This is a genomic window from Dictyobacter alpinus, assembly GCF_003967575.1.
Taxonomy (GTDB): domain Bacteria; phylum Chloroflexota; class Ktedonobacteria; order Ktedonobacterales; family Ktedonobacteraceae; genus Dictyobacter; species Dictyobacter alpinus.
Genome location: NZ_BIFT01000001.1, coordinates 313997 through 331547, shown reverse-complemented (window position 1 = coordinate 331547; position 17551 = coordinate 313997). Strand labels below are relative to the sequence as shown.

Below are 17551 nucleotides of genomic sequence, written 5' to 3'. Positions count from 1 at the left end.
AGAAAGCAACAGCCACACCAGCAACAGCAACACGTCGTTAAGTTTATGCATGCTTAGTTTTGCTAGTGAGTTATGAGCAGTTTATCCCCTTCGCAATCACAATCTTCGGCTTCGGTCCGAAACATTTTAACTCTGCTCGCCTCACGTGACGCACAATTAGTAGCTGGCGGGGGGGGATTAGAGCGTCGTGTGACCTGGGCTTGTCGTATGCGTTCACGTTTGCCCGCTTTTGAAAGTGTTCAAGGCGGCGAACTGGCGTTATTGACATTAGCTCAGTTACGACGCCTGGATGAGACCCTCCCTCATCTCCTAAAAAGCTTGTATCAGGCTGGTGTAGCAGTCGTTGCGGTTGCTGCGCCGTCTGAAGAAGCCCTCAGCGCGGAAGCGAGAGAATTCGCTGATCAGATGCACCTTCCTCTGATCTTGCTTCCTCTCAATGCTCTGCTCGAAGAAATCGAGCGGGAAGTAATTACGTTTGTGGTTAGCTTTCGTGGCGAAACTGAACGTAAAGCGACAGAGATTGCCAGCCAATTAATGCAATTAAGTTTGCAGGGTGCTGGAATTCAAGGTGTTTGTGAGCATCTGGCAACGAACCGTGGAAAATGGGTCGTTATTCAAGATGCTGATCAGCATGTGCGTTTTCAGGCTGCGCCGGCCAATCTTTCCCCACTTATCCTTCCCAGCCCTTTAACGGATGAGCAGTTACGCCGTCAGGGTCTGGTCCGCGTTGTTGAGCCGATTCCCAGTAGCCGTCACGAGATTGCTGGCTATCTTTCCTTGATCGGCAATGAGAGCGATTTTGATTATCTTGAACGCATCATTTTAGGTCAGGCAACTCCAATTATTGCGATTGAGTTTGCGCGTGAGCGTGATCGTACGGAAGTCGAGAGTCGTTATCAGGTAGAGGCCTTTACCGATGTGATTCAGGGCCACTATCAACAACCTGAAGAGATGATGGCACGTGCCCGGCTACTCGGTTATGATTTGACCACGCCACAGACGGTAGTCGTCTTTGAAATTTCACCTGAGGAGCATGATTTTTCGGCCAGTGGTCTGTATGCTCAATGGAGCAAACGTGTTCGTGAGGAACTTCTGCGCGAGTGGTCTGGTTGCTGGGTGCAAAATGAAGCCAGGCGTGTCATTGCGATCTTGCCACTACCAGCTTTTGATGATCAAGCTGAGACCGAGCGGGAACATGAGAATTCTCTGTACTCGCGCCTTGAGCGTGTGGTCTTCCGCATTTCTTCTCAAAAAAGCAATGGTACCGGACATCCTATTTATTCCTGCGGTATAGGTCGTATTGCCAGAGGCTTACAGGGACTGCCGCTCTCCTTCCGTGAGGCCCAGCAGGCACTGGAGATTGGTCGTCGACTCTTTGGTGAGGGGAACCTGCATTCATTTGCGCGCCTGGGCATTTATCGTTTGCTCTTCCACCTTAATGGGCATAGTGAACTTGATGATTTCTATTATGAAACCCTGGGTCCTCTGCTTAACAATGACAGCACCTACGTTGAGACCCTGGAAGGTTTCTTCCGCTGTAACGGTAATCTCAGCGAGATGGCACGTACCATGCACTTTCACCGTAACTCGCTTCTTTATCGTATCAATCGTATTGAAGCTCTGCTCGGGCGTTCGCTGGAAGATCCAGAACTACGGTTAGCGCTCCAGATCGCCCTTAAGATCCACCATCTCAAAAAACACTAGGTATTATTAAGTGTTTTGACCTTGCCACCAGCCGCTTTGAGCAAGCGATCACGTACAGCCAATCCTAAGCCCTGTGCGGTAAAGTTGCGACAGAGGATCACATCCACGCCAGCATCTTCCAGAGTGCGCAAACCAGCAAAGAGGCGCGTCGCCACCTGTTCCAGCGTATTTCCCAGGCTATACACAATAGCTCCGCTCTCATGAAATGCATTGAGGTCTTCATCGGCAATCAGGACGCCGACCTGTTCTCCCTGTCGCTGGCGTTGTTTAACCTCATCCAGTATCGTCTGGCGCATTGCTTCAACCGAGCCCTCAAACAGATAGGTTGGCACTTTGGGGGAATAGTGGATGAGCATCTGTCCTGGTGCGACCCTGGCCGTCTCCAGGTCTTCTGTATGTGTCTGACGGGATTGTGGTGGTTGTACTTGTGGTAAAACCTGGCGTAAGGCTTCCAGGCTGATACCTCCGGGACGTAGAATGGTTGGGATATCCGTACAGAGATCAATGATGGTTGACTCAACTCCAACCGTGCAAGGGCCACCATCCAGAATGAGAGGAATGCGACCTTTGAGATCATCATAGACATGTTGGGCAGTGGTCGGACTGACATGCATAAAGCGATTGGCACTGGGGGCGGCTACTGGTATTCCTGCTGCTCGGATCAGCGCACGTGCAATTGGATGATCAGGCATACGTACCGCGACATTGGGCAGACCAGAGGTAATCAAGCCAGGCACCTGCGGCCCGGCGGGCAGAATCATCGTCAGGGGGCCTGGCCAGAAGGCTGCAGCCAGTTGCCGGGCCGCTGCCGGTATACTGGCAACCAGGCTCTCCAGCCCCTGCTCATCGGCGATATGCACGATCAAAGGATCGCTAAAAGGCCGTTCTTTGGCCAGAAAAATCTTTTCGGCCGCCCGTGGATTGAGCGCATTTGCCCCCAGGCCATATACCGTCTCAGTTGGAAAAACGACTATTTCCCCCGCATGCAATAATCTAGCGGCATAAGCAAGCTGTTCTTGCTCATACGCCCGCTCCAAATGATCTTTATTCAATGCTACTATCTGTGTCTCTTTTTGCTGCATCAATGAAACTTTATCCCTATCCCTACTCTCAATGGCCTATATCAGCTTGATTTGGCTTGAGTATAGCACGTTTCTATCTTCCCTGAAAGCAAGAAGGAGAACTGTGATGACTCCTGTTAAGGGGTCATTCATCATCAGGGTTGATTATTCTTTCTCTTGCCTGACGGAGCGTGTATAAATATCAACATCTAATTTTTCCATTAGACGTTCAGGATAGCGCGCTGGCGTAAAGTTAGCCTGTTCATATAGGCCATGGGCGTCTTTTGTGAACAGTACCCAACGACGCAGCCCTTGTAATTCTGGGTGGTTCGTGACAACCTGGATTAACCATTTCCCCAGTCCTTGACCGCGAAAAGCGTCCAAAACAAAGACATCTGCCAGATAAGCAAAGGTAGCGTAGTCGGTGATCAGGCGGGCCAGCCCAATCTGTTGATCACCAGCATAGAGGCCAAAGGCGAGTGAATGCTCAAGGGCACGTTCTATCGTCTCGCGTGGAATACCGGGAGACCAATAGGATGTGGTGAGAAAATTATGAATAACCTCAATATCCAGCCGTTTTTTGTCTGTACTGATTATATAGTTATCGCGCTTCCATTCATGTGCCATAAAAAATTCTCCTGGCATATATTCGCTTTTCTTAGGTTCTACTTAAGACAAACGAAGAAGCAAGTAATCAGCAACACGATTGGAAGGATAGATACCTTTGCATTCGTTTTTGACCGATATACCATGGTATGATGATATATATTGGTATGCTATGATACTTCAACCAGGCCATTAGCCAGGAAAAGGGAAGATGTATCGAAAGGTTGGCTTTCTTATATCCGTTTTGTCGGTGTGTAGCATCTCAAAGGCTGTAGACTACATCCTTGTAGTGTGTATTGGCAATCGAAAGGAGATGGTGCTTCTCGGCAGTTGTCACCAGGAGAAGCATCGTACCTATGATGAATCCACGCGACTATTTAAACCAATTACTCTATCCTTATGCAAGTTTTACCGCTTTACGAACCGCTTCTGGACCTGTTGTGCATAATGAAAAGGCCAGATTCTGGGAAGTTTTTGAGTATGATGATGTGCTCATGCTTGCTTCGGAGCATGAGACCTTTTCATCGGATGGATCTAAGTTTGCTGACCATCCCGAAGAGTTTATTAAGGCCCAGAGTATTTTAACGACTGATCCACCACGTCATCGGCAGTTGCGCTCGTTGGTCTCGCAGGCGTTTACTCCTCGTGCGATCGCTAGTATGGCTCCTCGCATTGCTGAGATTACCCATGATTTATTAGATCACGTGGTGGGTCAAGGTTCAATGGATATCATCACTGACCTTTCGTATCCGTTGCCAGTGATTGTTATCTCTGAGCTTTTAGGTGTACCTGCTGAGGATCGTGCTCAGTTTAAGCGCTGGTCTGATGATATGGTGTTTAGTGAGTATGATGAACTGACCGCCATCAATGTTGAGGAATACAATGAGCGCATGCGCCAGGTCATACGACGTACCCTGGATGAGTTGTATGATTACTTTCGCATCGTACTGGCAGAACGACGTTTGCAACCATGTCAGGATCTTGTGAGTGAGCTTTTGGCGGCACGCATTGAGGGACAATCCTTATCCGAAGCTGAGATACTGGCTTTTTGTACCCTGTTATTAATTGCTGGCAATATTACCACGACCAATTTAATTGGGAACGCGTTACTCTGTTTTGATGAGCATCCTGAAACTATGGATCAATTAGCCGAGCGTCCGGATCTGTTGCCCCAGGCAATTGAGGAGGTTTTGCGCTATCGCTCTCCAGCACTCCTGCTAGCTCGCTATACGACGCGTGATGTAGAACTACACGGCCAGACGATTCCATGTGGACAAATGATCCTTGGTTGGATTGCCAGTGCCAATTTTGATCCCCAGCAATTTCCTCACCCCGAAGCATTTGATATTACGCGTAGTCCTAATCGTCATCTGGCATTTGGCCATGGTATCCATTTCTGCCTGGGAGCTCCATTGGCACGGCTTGAAGCAAAAATTGCCCTTAGTATTTTGCTAGAGCGCTTCCAGCAGATCCGCCGTAATCGTGAACAACCTGTTGAAACCATCCACAGTGCCTTTATCCTTGGCCCCAAACACTGTCCTGTGACCTTTAAAGTTCGCCAGGAAACTGTTAAACGGGTGAACATATAATGCAGCAGGCCAGCATGTTCCGATAATATGCTGGCCTTTCAGTATTGAGATAGGTAATGAATTCAAGTACAGCCCAAGATGTTTAGTGATTAATGTCACGTACCATTTTTTCATTCCCAACTTTTGAAGCCTTACTTCTAGAATAAGGTTTTATTGTTTAGATACATTCAATCTGTTATACTTCTTTCGAAGATGAAGATTACTCTTTCTGTCGCAAAGGTAGTAAAACAGGAGTAAATTTATAATGGATACGCGAGATGTAATACAGCAGGCTCAGGCAGCAAAAATACGCCTTGTACGTTTCCTCTATTGTGATAATGGTGGCATCATTCGTGGTAAGGCCACCCATACACAAAAGCTCGCCAACCGTATGCGCGGAGGAATTGGTCAAACGCTGGCTATGCAAGCTTTTACCGGCGTCGAAACACTTGCTTCTGTTGAAGGGATGGGGCCTGTCGGAGAGTTTCGGCTGCTTCCTGATCCAGAGACTTTTATGACCCTTCCTTATGTTCCTAATACTGCCAGTATGCTTTGTGATATGGTTCGTCTGGATGGTGTACCCTGGGAAGCATGTCCGCGTAGCTTTTTGAAACGTATGATTGCGCGCCTGGCTGAACATCATATCCGTGCTGAGGTCGGTGTTGAACATGAATTTTATCTGGCGCGGGACGTCGAAGGGCAATATGTGCCTGCTGATTATAGCGCCTGTTATAGTAGTATTGGCATGGATGAGCAAGCCATGGTTGTTGATAGTATGTTAGCCGCCCTGGAGGCGCAAGGTTTCTCCGTTGAGCTTTTCCATACTGAATTGGGGCCATCGCAGCAGGAACTTTCACTAAGTCATGCCGATGTGTTGCGGGCCGCCGATCAAGTGATACGTGTACGTGAGACGGTGAGGGGAGTGGCGCGGCTATTCAAGCTCTATGCATCATTTGCACCTAAACCTTTCCTGGATCAAGGGGGCAATGGGGCCCATATACATATTAGTTTATGGGGTACAGAACAGCATACTCGCCCCCAGAAGAATCTTTTCTATGATCCCCAGCAACCAGGAAGCCTGAGTCAGCTTGGACTTTATTTTATTGGTGGCGTTATGCGACATCTGCATGCGTTAGTCGCTATTACCTGTGGCAGTCCTAATTCCTATCGCCGTCTGCTCCCACACTTTTGGAGTTCCGCCTATGATGCCTACGGTTTTGATAATCGTGAAGGTGCCATTCGTATTCCATCATTATTTAGTGGTCGCGAAGAAGACTCCAGTAATCTGGAATTAAAAGCTGCTGATCACAGTGGTAATCCTTATCTGGCGATTGGAGCATTGATCGCAGCTGGCCTGGATGGCATTATACATAAGATTGAGCCAGGTGAGGCCTATAGCATTGATCCGGGAAACTACAGTGAGGAAGAGCGGGAGCAGCGGGGCATTCGTCGCCTGCCAACTTCTCTGAACGAAGCTTTAGATGCTTTAGAGCGCGATCAAGTTTTGCTAGATGCGCTGGGACCTTTGCTTGCGACTTCATATATTGCAGTTAAGCGGGAAGAAGCAGCCTTTTTCCTGGATAAATCGCCTGAAGAAGAAGCCGTACAACATTTCTACAAATACTAATCTGGTGAGCAGACAAAAAAAGCATCTCCTCGCATTGTATTTTTAGCCTTGCGCGAGGAGATGCTTTTGATTCCATTCATCAAAGGAACATGGCTTTTGACCACTCCTTGAACAGACTTAGACTTATAAGCCTGTGTTGTTCAAGGTTGAATTGTTTTTCGATGAATTAATGGTATCTTTTGTTGTGTCAGCGATATCCTGGCTGCTGTCCTTTACTGTTGAACCAGCATTCTGAGCGATATTGCTCAGGTTATTTGCAGAGCTCTTTACAGTTGTTGCTGCCTGCTGAGCATAATCTTTCAGGGTACTAGCGGTCTGATTGACACGATCGGTAACCTGATTCTTATAAATGTCAAGCTGCTCATTTTCTGGAACATAACCGCGCAACTCGCCCATACGCTCGCTCACCAGACGGCGAAACTCATCGCCTTTCATTGGGGCAACGAGTAAGCCAACACCAACGCCAACGAGGATACCTTTTACAAAATTGTTCATGATTAACATCCTTTCGTATACACACTGCCGCGTTAATACGACAGAATTGTTACTTCTATACGTCTCACTGAATAGATTACGCGTAGCACAAGTGTTTAGTTTCAGCCAGGTATAGTATAAAGGACCATTAGAAATGAGGAATTAGCATGGAGGGAATAAAGACAAAATAGTCTTAAGATTTTTGTTGTGAAGTAAGAAGTAGCAACGTTTCTGTGTAGTGAACAAAAGCAGCGTAAGGACCAACTGATGGCAGCTCTTTTGCGATCTCCTGCAACCTTTCCAGACTATAACCATGTGCATCCAGACTACGTATCCACCTGGATGCTTTTTCAATCCTTTGTATATCAGCTGGCATTACTGCCTGACCCGCTACTCCTCGGCCATAGTTATAGCGCAAGAGTAATTCTGGATCTAACAGATAGGCATGAAGGAGGGGCAGCACAAAGCGCTTTTGATCTTCCTCTTTTACGTTGTCATTCGTATAGTCAATGATATATTGCTCTTGGATGTCGTTATCTGCATTCATTGCCTGGAGCAATCTATTGTGCTTTTCCATTGTCGATCTTGTCGGATGGATTAAACGTGCCTGTTGATTAAGTGTGATATCAGCTAACGTGCCGGGAACACTCATGCCATATCCCGCACGTCCAACCCATCCAGCCAGAGTTATTCCTGATGGATCAGAAGTCGGTGCCTGCCATTCAAGGGCTTGCTGGCGGGTAACAGGCCAGCGTAGCCAGATGTGTGGTGGATGAGCGAGTGGATCCAGGAAAAGGAGTTCGCGAGCGCTGCTCAGCAGTGCTTCTATAAATGCCTCTTGCTTTTCAATTCGATTATTGCCAATGATCCAGGTATCTATGATATTAGCATTCCTGTAGGCATTATGTCGCATCCTCCATTCTAGAATATCCAGGGGGGCGCATTGAAACTCGATAGCCCATTGCCTCCCATTTTGATGTTCCAGAAAAACATCGGCAATTCTATTTGGCTCTGGTAAGCGTTTTTCCAGTGAGATCTGAGCTTCAGGATACTGCTGGCGCAGCCACTGAGCCAGGACCAATTTCCCCTGGGCATGGCGCACCGACTCGGCTTCAGTGCTCCAGGCACACTCGCCTTTTTGATGCGCGAAATGGAGCTGAGTACGCTTTTCTGCTCCCCCACGGACATGGACAATTCCACGACAATTGGGGCAGTGTATTTGATGATCTCGTGACCATTGCTGTAGTTGCCCAATCGGCGTCTCTTCCGCAATAATTGGTCGTTGATCAGGTCCATATGCAACAAGCATGACAGAATCCCGTAATAGTTGATAAATGTTTATTTCATTGTCATCTGTGCGCGCGATGTGCTTTGCAGATGTCAGATTTCAGTGCCAGAACTTCCAGATGGTGCTTATAAGAGAATAATACCGCCCCTGCAAGTATAGCATAAGTATACGGACAGGGGCGTCTGATACCACGATTTGTTGGCTGGTTTTAATGTGTTGAAGTCAGTAGCAATGAAAAAATTGATAACATAAAAATGCCTCCCCAGATGGCCAGGGGGACAAGGACCCATACCAGTAGGAGTGATAAGAGGCAACCATAGCCTTCAGGGGATCTGCCTCCGTTACGGCGTTTGGTCTCATTGGCTTGCACAAAATAGACAATATTAACAATCAATCCAGGTAGCCAGAAGACGAAGTAGAGAAGCATTGTAACAACCGCTGGCGTTACATAGCTAGTCGTAAAATTTATGTACTGCCGATTGTCTATATAGCCATAGAATGGTTGTGGTGGTTGATTATTTGGCCATTGTTGATAATTGCCAGCCGGTGGCGGTTGAGCCCCCCATTGTGGATTATTTGGTGTATATTCCTGTGGTGGTTGATTATTTGGCCATTGTTGATATCCGGTTGGCTGCTGAGGCTGCTGAAACGGTGGTTGCATCTGGCGCCCTTTCCGTATTTTTAAGCTTGCATCATCGAACGAAAGGTTTTGAATTTTACATTATTGTCAGTATTTATATTCTAAAAGTGTTTTAAGCAGGCTATAGTATATACTAGCAGAGACGGCCAGTGCTGTCTATATTTTTTCATAAGTCTGGAGCTTTTGGCGCACTTCGTGTCTGTGAGTTGGATGCGAGCCACAGTTTTTAATTTGAATGCATATTGAAATGGTAGGAGGTAGAGATGTTGGATCTGAGTGGTATTCCAATCATTGATAACCATTGCCATCCCATACTGAACCAACAGCACATGAATGTGCTTGATTTTCGGGGCTATTTTACCGAAGCAACGCATCCTGACTTTGCTCAGAAGCATGTGCAGCACAGCATATACTATACCTGGCTCCTGCGCCAATTAGCGCAAGTCTATGCTTGTTCTGCCGCGGAGGAGGAAATTGTTCGTATACATAATAGTATGTCTGCCGAGCAATTGTTGGCGCTTCTGGTCAGAGCAGCAGGTATTGAAACACTTATCTTAGATACAGGCCATCCTTCACCGGAAGATTGTTTTTCACCTCAGGCTATTCAGCAGGCGGCGGGTTGTCGTACTGCGCGTATGTTGCGCTTAGAAACCTTGATGGAGCGCCTGGTCATTGAAAATACTGAGTTTGATGCGCTGGTTGAACGCTTTGAATTATCTCTTGTTGACCTCAAAGCTCAGGGATACTGTGCCTTAAAAAGTATTGTGGCGTATCGTTGTGGGCTTGAGATTCGTACATGGAGTAAGGATGAGGCTGTCCAGGCCTTTCAGGAAGCGCGTGCGATTGTGCAGCGAAATGGCAAGCTGCGCCTGGTGCAGAAGCCGTTGATCGATTATCTCTTGCACCGCGCCTTTCAGCAGGCGGCTCAGCAACACATACCGATCCAGTTTCATACGGGATATGGTGATAGCGATACCGATATGCGTCTGGGTAATCCATTACATCTGCGGGCGGTTTTAGAGGTCAGCGATTATCACCATATGCCGATTATCTTGTTACATGAAAGTTATCCTTATTGCCAGTTTGGAGCCTATCTGGCGGCGATTTATCCGCATGTATACTTTGATTTATCTTATACGATTCCATTGCTGGACAAGCTGGAGATGCTTGCCTTTACCCGTCAGGCCCTTAGCATTGCACCAGCCAGTAAGATCATGTATAGTTCGGATGGTATCCATGTGCCAGAAATGTATTGGGCTGGAGCAATTCGAGGGCGCGTGATCATTGGTCAAGTGTTGCAAGAAATGCTGGCCGCCGATGAATTAGATCACGAACAGGCTGAATTATTTGCACGTTTCATTTTACACGATAATGCCTTGCTGGTATATCAACTTTAATAGACAATGTTCTTGAGAGTAAGCAAAGCTTTTTATATACTGATGGGGAGAATTTGTATGATGACCGATTCCTCAACAAGGAATTTTCGTATAGCTGTCTCGGCGCTCATTTTTGATAAGGATGTTAATAAGGAACGCATTCTATTAGCTTTGCGTCGCGATATTGACTGGTGGAATTTGCCAGGAGGTGGAATGGAAATAGGTGAGACGGTTGAAGAGGCGGTGTGTCGTGAAGTAGACGAAGAGACTGGCCTGAAGGTTGAAGTTGAACAACTGGTGGGTGTGTATTCAAAGCCGCAGAAGCAAGAACTTGTCCTGACTTTTCGCTGTCGTGTTATTGGAGGAGCTTTGATTGAGACAGAAGAATCCAGTGAGTGTCGCTATTTTGAGACGACAGCTCTGCCGAGCAATATTCTTCCCAAACATCGGCAGCGTGTAGAGGATGCATTGCTCCATCAAGAGCGAGCGGTACTGCGTAATCAGTTGACTTCTTCTGAAGAAGACCAGCGCCAGACGCTGGAGTAGGCTTGCTTGCCTGTCTCTCTTTTGTAATATTGAGGCGTGTTGATGTTGTGATGATGAAGACACATCTATCACAATAATTATATGGAAGAAGGGTAAAATGTGATGCCAACCATAACAGAATATGATGTGATTATTATCGGATCAGGTCAGGCGGGTGGACCATTGGCGACCGCCTTTGGTCAGGATGGGAAGAAGACAGCAATTATTGAGCGCGCGCATGTTGGGGGAACCTGTATTAACGAGGGATGTACACCAACCAAAACTATGGTAGCCAGCGCACGAGTAGCCTACCTTGCCAGACGTGCGGCTGATTATGGTGTGCAGACCGCGGGTCCGATAAAGGTTGATATGGAGGTAGTTCGGAAGCGCAAACGTGATATCGTAGATAGTTTCCGCGAGGGTAGCCAGAGTCGCCTGGAAAAGTCTGAAAACGTGGATCTGCTTATGGGCGAAGCATATTTTATTGAGCCGAAATTGATTGAGGTTCGTTTGCATAGTGGTGAAGTGCGCCAGTTACGTGCTAAAACAATCTGTTTGAACGTTGGTGAACGTCCATCCAGCCCCACTATAGAGGGTATTGAACACGTACCATTTCTTAATTCGACCAGTATCATGGAGTTGGATCAGCTACCTGAACATTTGCTGGTATTGGGCGGTGGTTATGTTGGACTGGAGTTTGGCCAGATGTTCCGCCGTTTTGGCAGTCAGGTCACAATCATCCAGCGAGGTAAGCAATTACTGGCACGGGAAGATGCTGATATTGCGGACGAAGTTATTAAAATTTTGCGTGAAGATGGCGTTGAGGTTTTATTAGAAACCTCTGCAACCAAAGTCGCAAAGGCTGCGGATGGTCAGATTCAATTGACGCTTCATACAGCAGATGGTGAGCGAACTATTAGTGGTTCACACCTCCTGGCAGCGGCAGGCCGCACTCCTAACTCAGATACCCTTAATCTGAAAGTAGCAGGCATTGCCACTGATAAAAAAGGATATATTACGGTTAACGATCGTCTGGAAACTAATGTAGCAGGCATCTATGCCCTGGGCGATATCAAGGGTGGACCAGCGTTTACCCACATCTCATATGATGATTTTCGCATTCTTCGCACCAATTTGATTGAACATGGGAATGCCAGTATTGCCAATAGGACACTGGTTTACACCGTCTTTACTGATCCCCAACTTGGTCGTGTTGGTATTTCAGAAACTGAGGCCCGCCAGCAGGGACGCAAGATCAAGGTCGCTAAAATGCCTATGAACTATGTGGCTCGTGCCCTGGAAGTAGATGAGCCTCGTGGTGTCATGAAAGCCATCGTGGATGCAGATACCGATCAGATTTTAGGTGCCTGTATATTGGGATTAGAAGGTGGCGAGATCATGTCTATGCTAGAGATTGCTATGCTTGGCAAGCTACCCTATACCACCTTGCGCGATGGCGTTTTCGCGCATCCTACCCTGGCTGAGTCTTTGAACAACCTGTTTGGCTCTTTTGAGTCTTGATTATCAGTACATTCATGCAGTATAAGCTTGCGAAAGTAGCCAATACTGCATGAATTTTGGCTATTCATGGAGTGATATATGCCATCTTTATTGGTCACTGGCACAACGGGTAACGTTGGCCGTGAGGTTGCTAATGCACTTAAAGCTCGCGGGGTGCCATTTAAGGTAGCAACCCGTCATGCAGAGCAGGCAGGGGAAGCAAAAACCTATCTGGATCTAGAGCAGCCGGAAACTTTTCTAGCGGCCTTAGAAGGCGTCGATAAAATATTTTTAATTCGCCCCCCACAAATCGCGGATGCCAAAAAATATTTTTTACCTTTTCTCAACGCGGCGAAGCAACAGCATGTAAAACATATCGTCTTTCTATCCTTGATGGGTGTTGAACGTAACAAAATAGTCCCACATGCCAAAATTGAAAAGTATATACTTGATTCTGGTATCGCTTATACTTTTCTACGGCCAAGTTTTTTTCTGCAGAACTTACAGGCCCAACATGGTCAGGAGTTGAAGCAAGAGAACATTATTTATGTGCCCGCAGGCAAAGGGCGTACCAGTTTTATTGATGCCAGGGATATTGGAGAAGTGGGGGCGCTGTGTTTGTTAGATGATAACCATCTTAACAAAGCCTACACACTGACTGGTAGTGAAGCATTGACGTATTATCAGGTCGCTGAAATTTTAACCCAGGAATTGGGTCGTCCAATCACTTATGCTAATCCATCAGGTCGGCAGTTTCGCAAACATGAACTGGCCAAAGGTATTCCTTCCGGGCTTGTTACGATCATGTCGTTGATTTATTTAACGGCAAAAATTGGTCTGGCTAAAAAAGTGACGCCCGAGCTAGCGCAGTTGCTTGGGCGACCGCCACGGACGGTGCGAGACTATGCGCATGATTATCGTGATCAACTGTAAGTTTTTCAATAATGCCATGAGCAGGGTTTCTCTCTGACACCTTGCGCCCATAGCGAACAGTATGAGTTGTGAGGAATTGACAGGGCATGGTGGCCCATCAATTCCTCACAACTCATTATTTTCTATACTCTTGGCAGATTAGCGTGTTTTCAAGACGATAACATCTATTGCTGGAATGGTAAGCTGGCCTGAGACCGCTTTTTCATCCAGGATCGAGGTGAAGTTCCCCTGTGGGAGTGTGACTGTCTGTTCTTGCTGGGTATGGTTTAGCAGGAAGTAGACACTCTCACCAGTGCTGGTAATACGCCGTGCGACCTCTATATCTCCATCGATGGGAAGAACAGCTGTAACGTTCGCCTGTTGACAGAGATCTTGAGCCAACTTATCCAGTAATTCTTGCGTACTCTGTGTGGCCAGATAGTATGCGCGGCCTGCGCCGAAGGCGTTGACGGTTAAGGCCGGCTGTTGAGCATAGTAGTCAGAGCCAAACACACCAATTGTGTGGGCCCCTTCTGTATGTATCAGTTCTCCCCACAGTTCGCAAGGATAGCTGCCAGCCAGTGAGCCTTCTTTGATTTCCAGTGTATTCGTCATAGCCGGGGTCAGAGGATCGAATTCCTCGACATGAATGCCCAATAATTTGCGCAACTGGGCTGGATAGCCATCCAGACCAACATGATCATTTTCATCAACAATGCCACTGAAGAAGGTTGTGAGCAACGTGCCGCCCTTATCGACAAAGTTCTCCAGATTCTGCGGTACGCCTGAACGTAGCATATGGAGCAGTGGAGCGACGACGACGCGATACTTGCTCAGATCACTTTCTGGTTTGACGATATCGATACCAACATTTTGTTGATGGAAGGCATGGTAATAGCGGCCAATCATTTCCATATAGCGAAGTCGATCACTGGGTCCTGGCAGATATTCTACCGCCCACCAGTTTTCCCAATCCAATAGAATAGCTACATCGGCCTGTGTACTGGCCCCAGTAACTACTGGTGATAGATGCGCCAGATCCGCACCGACCTGTGCGGCCTGTTGGAAAATGCGGTTATGTTCATTGCTTTCATGAGTAACTACGGCACTATGGAACATTTCAGCGCCGGCTTTGGATTGACGCCACTGGAAGAAGAGAATACCATCCGCACCATGTGCGACACCCTGTAAAGAATGCAGTCGCATCTGACCTGGACGCTTGTGAGGATTCTGCGGCTGCCAGTTGACCTGACTGGGACTCTGCTCCATGACCAGATGCGGCTGACCCTCTTTTGCTGAACGCATCAGATCATGCTGCAGGGCATTCCAGGAAGGAAGGGTTCCAGGGGCTGGATACATGTCAAAGGAGACGATATCCATCTGTTTGGCCCAATCGTATACATCAACCGGCTTGAAAGCAACCATCAGATTGGTCGTCAACGGAACATTGGGGGTAACCGCGCGTAGAATATCTTCTTCAATACGATAGCAACCGAGTAGTGAGTCGTTCATAAAACGCCAGTAATCAAGTGTCTGGCCAGGATTGTTCTGGGCTGGGGTGATTCGTGGGGGGAGGATATCTTCCCACTCATAGTAGCGCTGGCTCCAGAAATTCGTGCCCCAGGTCGCATTGACCGCTTCCAGCGAATTATAGCGTTCTTGTAGCCAGACGCGGAAAGCTTCCGCGCAGTTATCACAATAGCATTGTGCTGTGTGGCAACCATACTCATTATTGAGATGCCACATCTTCAGCGCCGGATGTTTGGCATAGCGCTCAGCCAGCAACTGTACCAGTTCAGCGCTTTTGCGACGAAAATCCGGGCTATTGGGACAATAATGTTGACGTGAGCCATGAGACATACGTATGCCCTCACGTGTTACAGGCAACATGGAAGGATAGAGGCGGCTCATCCATGTAGGCGGAGATGCAGTCGCCGTAGCAAGGTCAGCAGCGATCCCATGCTCATGCAACAGATCCATAATACGATCAAGTTGCTCAAAGTGATAGTGGCCAGGTTTTGGTTCCAATAAAGCCCAGGAAAAAATATTTATCGAAACCATATTCACGTTGGCCAGTTTCATTAAGCGCATATCTTCCAGCCAGACGTCTTCAGACCATTGTTCAGGATTATAGTCGCCACCATATAAGATATGGCCGGGCAATGGATGTTGCATAGCTTCCTACTTCCTCGTAAAAGTGATTGATACCCTTATCTAATATCATCTATAACAGACATGTATTATTAGATGAATGGGGGTGATTTGTATGGTATATGTCGATTAGAATTTACAGGCACTTTTTATTGCCAGTGACATATGTATCCTATTATATCAAATTCTATCCACCTCCGATTCTGTAATGCAGGAAATTGTGCCTGATTTAGTCTGTGTACAGCATTTGCGCTCATTGAAGCCTTTCTTTCTGGTTTTGCAAGCTGTAGGAGCAAAAATTCTTCGCATGGTGTGTGGGAATAGTGCTCGATGCGCACTATTCCCACACACCATGCTAAAAGAAGTATGGGCACTGAAATTCCGCGTGCTTATGCCCTCACTATAATAGTTCAGGATGTCTTTGTAACAAAGTTGCAGCTAAAGTAAAAGACTCCCATGGATGCACCCAGATGCGGTGTTCGCGGACCAGTCTGGTGTTTTCCATGATGGTGGCTCCGTGTTGGAGGAGGGTTTCTAAGGTTGGTTGTTGTTGTAAGATAGGCCAGAGGTGGGGCTGAATAAACAATAGTCCAGCAACTGTGCCGGGCTGAGTAAGAGGATGTACGGTTTGAGCGAGAAACAAGCTGAAGTAAGTATAGGGACCAGCGGGTAATCCGGGATGCATCGGTGTGTATGGATAAAGGTTGCTCTGACGTTCAAGCAAAAAAGGAGCTATCGTATCGGTGCAATTGACTGGATATTGCTCTCCGGTATCAATTTCATGAAAATATGTAGCGGGTGAAGGCAATAAAGTGAGCTCCACCTGTAGTTTTGCTTTTGCCTCACGTAAAGCACACTGCCAGATCGTCTCCCCTGGCACCTGATCTCCCCCTACACCCCTGATGCGGTATGCGGCCGTTTTATTTCCCCCTTCAGAGGGAAGATAGTCAGCATTGAGGCTGACAACCAGTTGACCTTGCTGCAAGAGAATTACTCCCGCGCAGAAGGGTTGGTTTGTGGTGAGATGTCTCACATCAATGCTTTCCAGGCGTGAAAATGTCATATCCTCTGCTCGGCTTTCTCATTTTGACTGGAGTGTGTCGCGTAGCGCATCTTGGAGTGCGCGCTCAACTTCGGTCATCATGCGTGTAGAAAGTTGGTTGGCCCACTCATCATCCCAGATGCCTTGCTCTTGTAAGCTGTGCCGACATCGCACCAGAGGATCAAAGAGCTTTCCTGCATTGGATGGTGGAGGCGCATACTGTACCATAGTGGAGGGATCTCCGCTATAAGGGAGGAGTACAGTGGGTTGCGAGCGGGCAAGTGCCATTTCCAGAAATGTCGGTCCACGTCCCTCACGTGCATTCAACATTGCCTGGCACATCGCGGTATAGACGGCAGTCACGTCTGTGCCATCAATACGTTGATAGGCCATGCCAGCTGGTAATGCATCCCTGGGCATACAAGAGGGAGGAAGTGAGGTAGCAAAGCTATCGTGAGCCAGGAATGGAGTACAATCCTGTTCACAGATAAAGACAATGGGCAGGCTATGGTTAGCAGCGAAGTTCAGGCTTTCCGCGAAATCAGGCTCATTAGTGGCATCATCGCCGCAATAGGCTACCGTTACAACAGCTGCTTTGCGCAATTTGCTAGCGAAAGCGATGCCAGCAGCATGTAACAATTGAGTGGCCACAGGAACAGGACTGGTGATTGTGTTATGCTTTTGATAGCCCCAATGTTGGATAGGCATCTTTGTACTTCCAGGTTGGCCTTTTTGTTGCAGGCGTTGTGAATGTAAGCAGGTTCGAAACACCTCATAGGGAGTCATCCCAATCGTTAGAACGACGCCCTGGTCACGGTAGTATGGAAGAGTAAAATCTTTCCCTACCTCTATACAGATGGCGCTTCCAACCTGTGCTGCTTCGTGCCCATGGCTGCTAGTAACAAAATCGATGTATCCCTGTGCATATAACCTCCAGACGCGATCATCGACGATGCGCGTTAAGAGCATCTTTGCATAAATATCTCGTAAAATGGCTGAGGATGGAGCTGTGCTCATCATTTACTGATACATCTCTTTGGGTACTCATGACCTTCTCTGCCATCGACCAGTATTTCT

Annotated in this window: 15 protein-coding genes; 7 read left to right on the top strand and 8 right to left on the bottom strand. The window is 47.4% G+C overall.

All coding sequences use genetic code 11. The annotated features are described in order from the left end of the window. Window positions 1-72: 72 nt before the first annotated feature. Window positions 73-1704, top strand: coding sequence for a helix-turn-helix domain-containing protein (locus EL633_RS01285; RefSeq protein ID WP_126625463.1), 1632 nt, complete (start codon window positions 73-75; stop codon window positions 1702-1704). On the opposite strand, the gene EL633_RS01280 is transcribed toward EL633_RS01285, so the two are convergent. Together EL633_RS01280 and EL633_RS01275 are read right to left on the bottom strand one after the other, a co-directional pair. Continuing rightward, window positions 1701-2786 (bottom strand): L-threonylcarbamoyladenylate synthase, encoded by a 1086-nt coding sequence (locus EL633_RS01280; RefSeq protein ID WP_126625462.1) that lies wholly within the window; start codon window positions 2784-2786, stop codon window positions 1701-1703. The genes EL633_RS01285 and EL633_RS01280 overlap by 4 nt on opposite strands. Before the next feature lie 144 nt (window positions 2787-2930). After that, complete coding sequence (locus tag EL633_RS01275) at window positions 2931-3392, bottom strand: GNAT family N-acetyltransferase (protein WP_126625461.1); 462 nt, start codon at window positions 3390-3392, stop codon at window positions 2931-2933. A 335-nt stretch (window positions 3393-3727) separates the two neighbouring features. On the opposite strand from EL633_RS01275, the gene EL633_RS01270 reads away from it, so the two are divergent. Both EL633_RS01270 and EL633_RS01265 read left to right on the top strand, forming a co-directional pair. Beyond that, window positions 3728-4960, top strand: a complete 1233-nt coding sequence (locus EL633_RS01270; RefSeq protein WP_126625460.1) for a cytochrome P450 — start codon at window positions 3728-3730, stop codon at window positions 4958-4960. Between the two features lie 244 nt (window positions 4961-5204). Then, window positions 5205-6566, top strand: a complete 1362-nt coding sequence (locus EL633_RS01265; RefSeq protein ID WP_126625459.1) for a glutamine synthetase family protein — start codon at window positions 5205-5207, stop codon at window positions 6564-6566. Window positions 6567-6689: 123 nt separating this feature from the next. Here the strand turns inward: EL633_RS01265 and EL633_RS01260 are convergent, their stop codons facing one another. The 3 genes from EL633_RS01260 to EL633_RS01250 form a co-directional block, all read right to left on the bottom strand. Beyond that, window positions 6690-7061, bottom strand: coding sequence for a YtxH domain-containing protein (locus EL633_RS01260; RefSeq protein WP_161981854.1), 372 nt, complete (start codon window positions 7059-7061; stop codon window positions 6690-6692). Window positions 7062-7233: 172 nt separating this feature from the next. Next, window positions 7234-8349, bottom strand: coding sequence for a competence protein CoiA (locus EL633_RS01255; RefSeq protein WP_126625457.1), 1116 nt, complete (start codon window positions 8347-8349; stop codon window positions 7234-7236). Window positions 8350-8536: 187 nt separating this feature from the next. After that, on the bottom strand, window positions 8537-8989 hold the full coding sequence (locus EL633_RS01250; protein ID WP_126625456.1) for a hypothetical protein: 453 nt from the start codon (window positions 8987-8989) through the stop codon (window positions 8537-8539). A 242-nt stretch (window positions 8990-9231) separates the two neighbouring features. Between EL633_RS01250 and EL633_RS01245 the strand changes: the two genes are divergently transcribed. From EL633_RS01245 to EL633_RS01230, 4 genes are all read left to right on the top strand, one after another. Then, complete coding sequence (locus EL633_RS01245) at window positions 9232-10365, top strand: amidohydrolase family protein (RefSeq protein ID WP_126625455.1); 1134 nt, start codon at window positions 9232-9234, stop codon at window positions 10363-10365. Between the two features lie 57 nt (window positions 10366-10422). Continuing rightward, window positions 10423-10890: an NUDIX domain-containing protein gene (locus EL633_RS01240; RefSeq protein WP_246039064.1), complete on the top strand. Its 468-nt coding sequence runs from the start codon at window positions 10423-10425 to the stop codon at window positions 10888-10890. Between the two features lie 102 nt (window positions 10891-10992). Next, complete coding sequence (locus EL633_RS01235) at window positions 10993-12390, top strand: mercuric reductase (protein WP_126625453.1); 1398 nt, start codon at window positions 10993-10995, stop codon at window positions 12388-12390. A gap of 78 nt (window positions 12391-12468) precedes the next feature. Beyond that, on the top strand, window positions 12469-13302 hold the full coding sequence (locus EL633_RS01230) for an SDR family oxidoreductase (RefSeq protein ID WP_126625452.1): 834 nt from the start codon (window positions 12469-12471) through the stop codon (window positions 13300-13302). A 138-nt stretch (window positions 13303-13440) separates the two neighbouring features. On the opposite strand, the gene EL633_RS01225 is transcribed toward EL633_RS01230, so the two are convergent. The 3 genes from EL633_RS01225 to EL633_RS01215 form a co-directional block, all read right to left on the bottom strand. Next, window positions 13441-15456 (bottom strand): beta-galactosidase, encoded by a 2016-nt coding sequence (locus tag EL633_RS01225; protein ID WP_126625451.1) that lies wholly within the window; start codon window positions 15454-15456, stop codon window positions 13441-13443. A 376-nt stretch (window positions 15457-15832) separates the two neighbouring features. Further along, entirely contained in the window at window positions 15833-16495 is a 663-nt protein-coding gene (locus EL633_RS01220; RefSeq protein WP_126625450.1) for an NUDIX hydrolase, read from the bottom strand. Window positions 16496-16513: 18 nt separating this feature from the next. Next, complete coding sequence (locus EL633_RS01215; protein ID WP_126625449.1) at window positions 16514-17494, bottom strand: thiamine pyrophosphate-dependent dehydrogenase E1 component subunit alpha; 981 nt, start codon at window positions 17492-17494, stop codon at window positions 16514-16516. Window positions 17495-17551 lie beyond the last annotated feature (57 nt).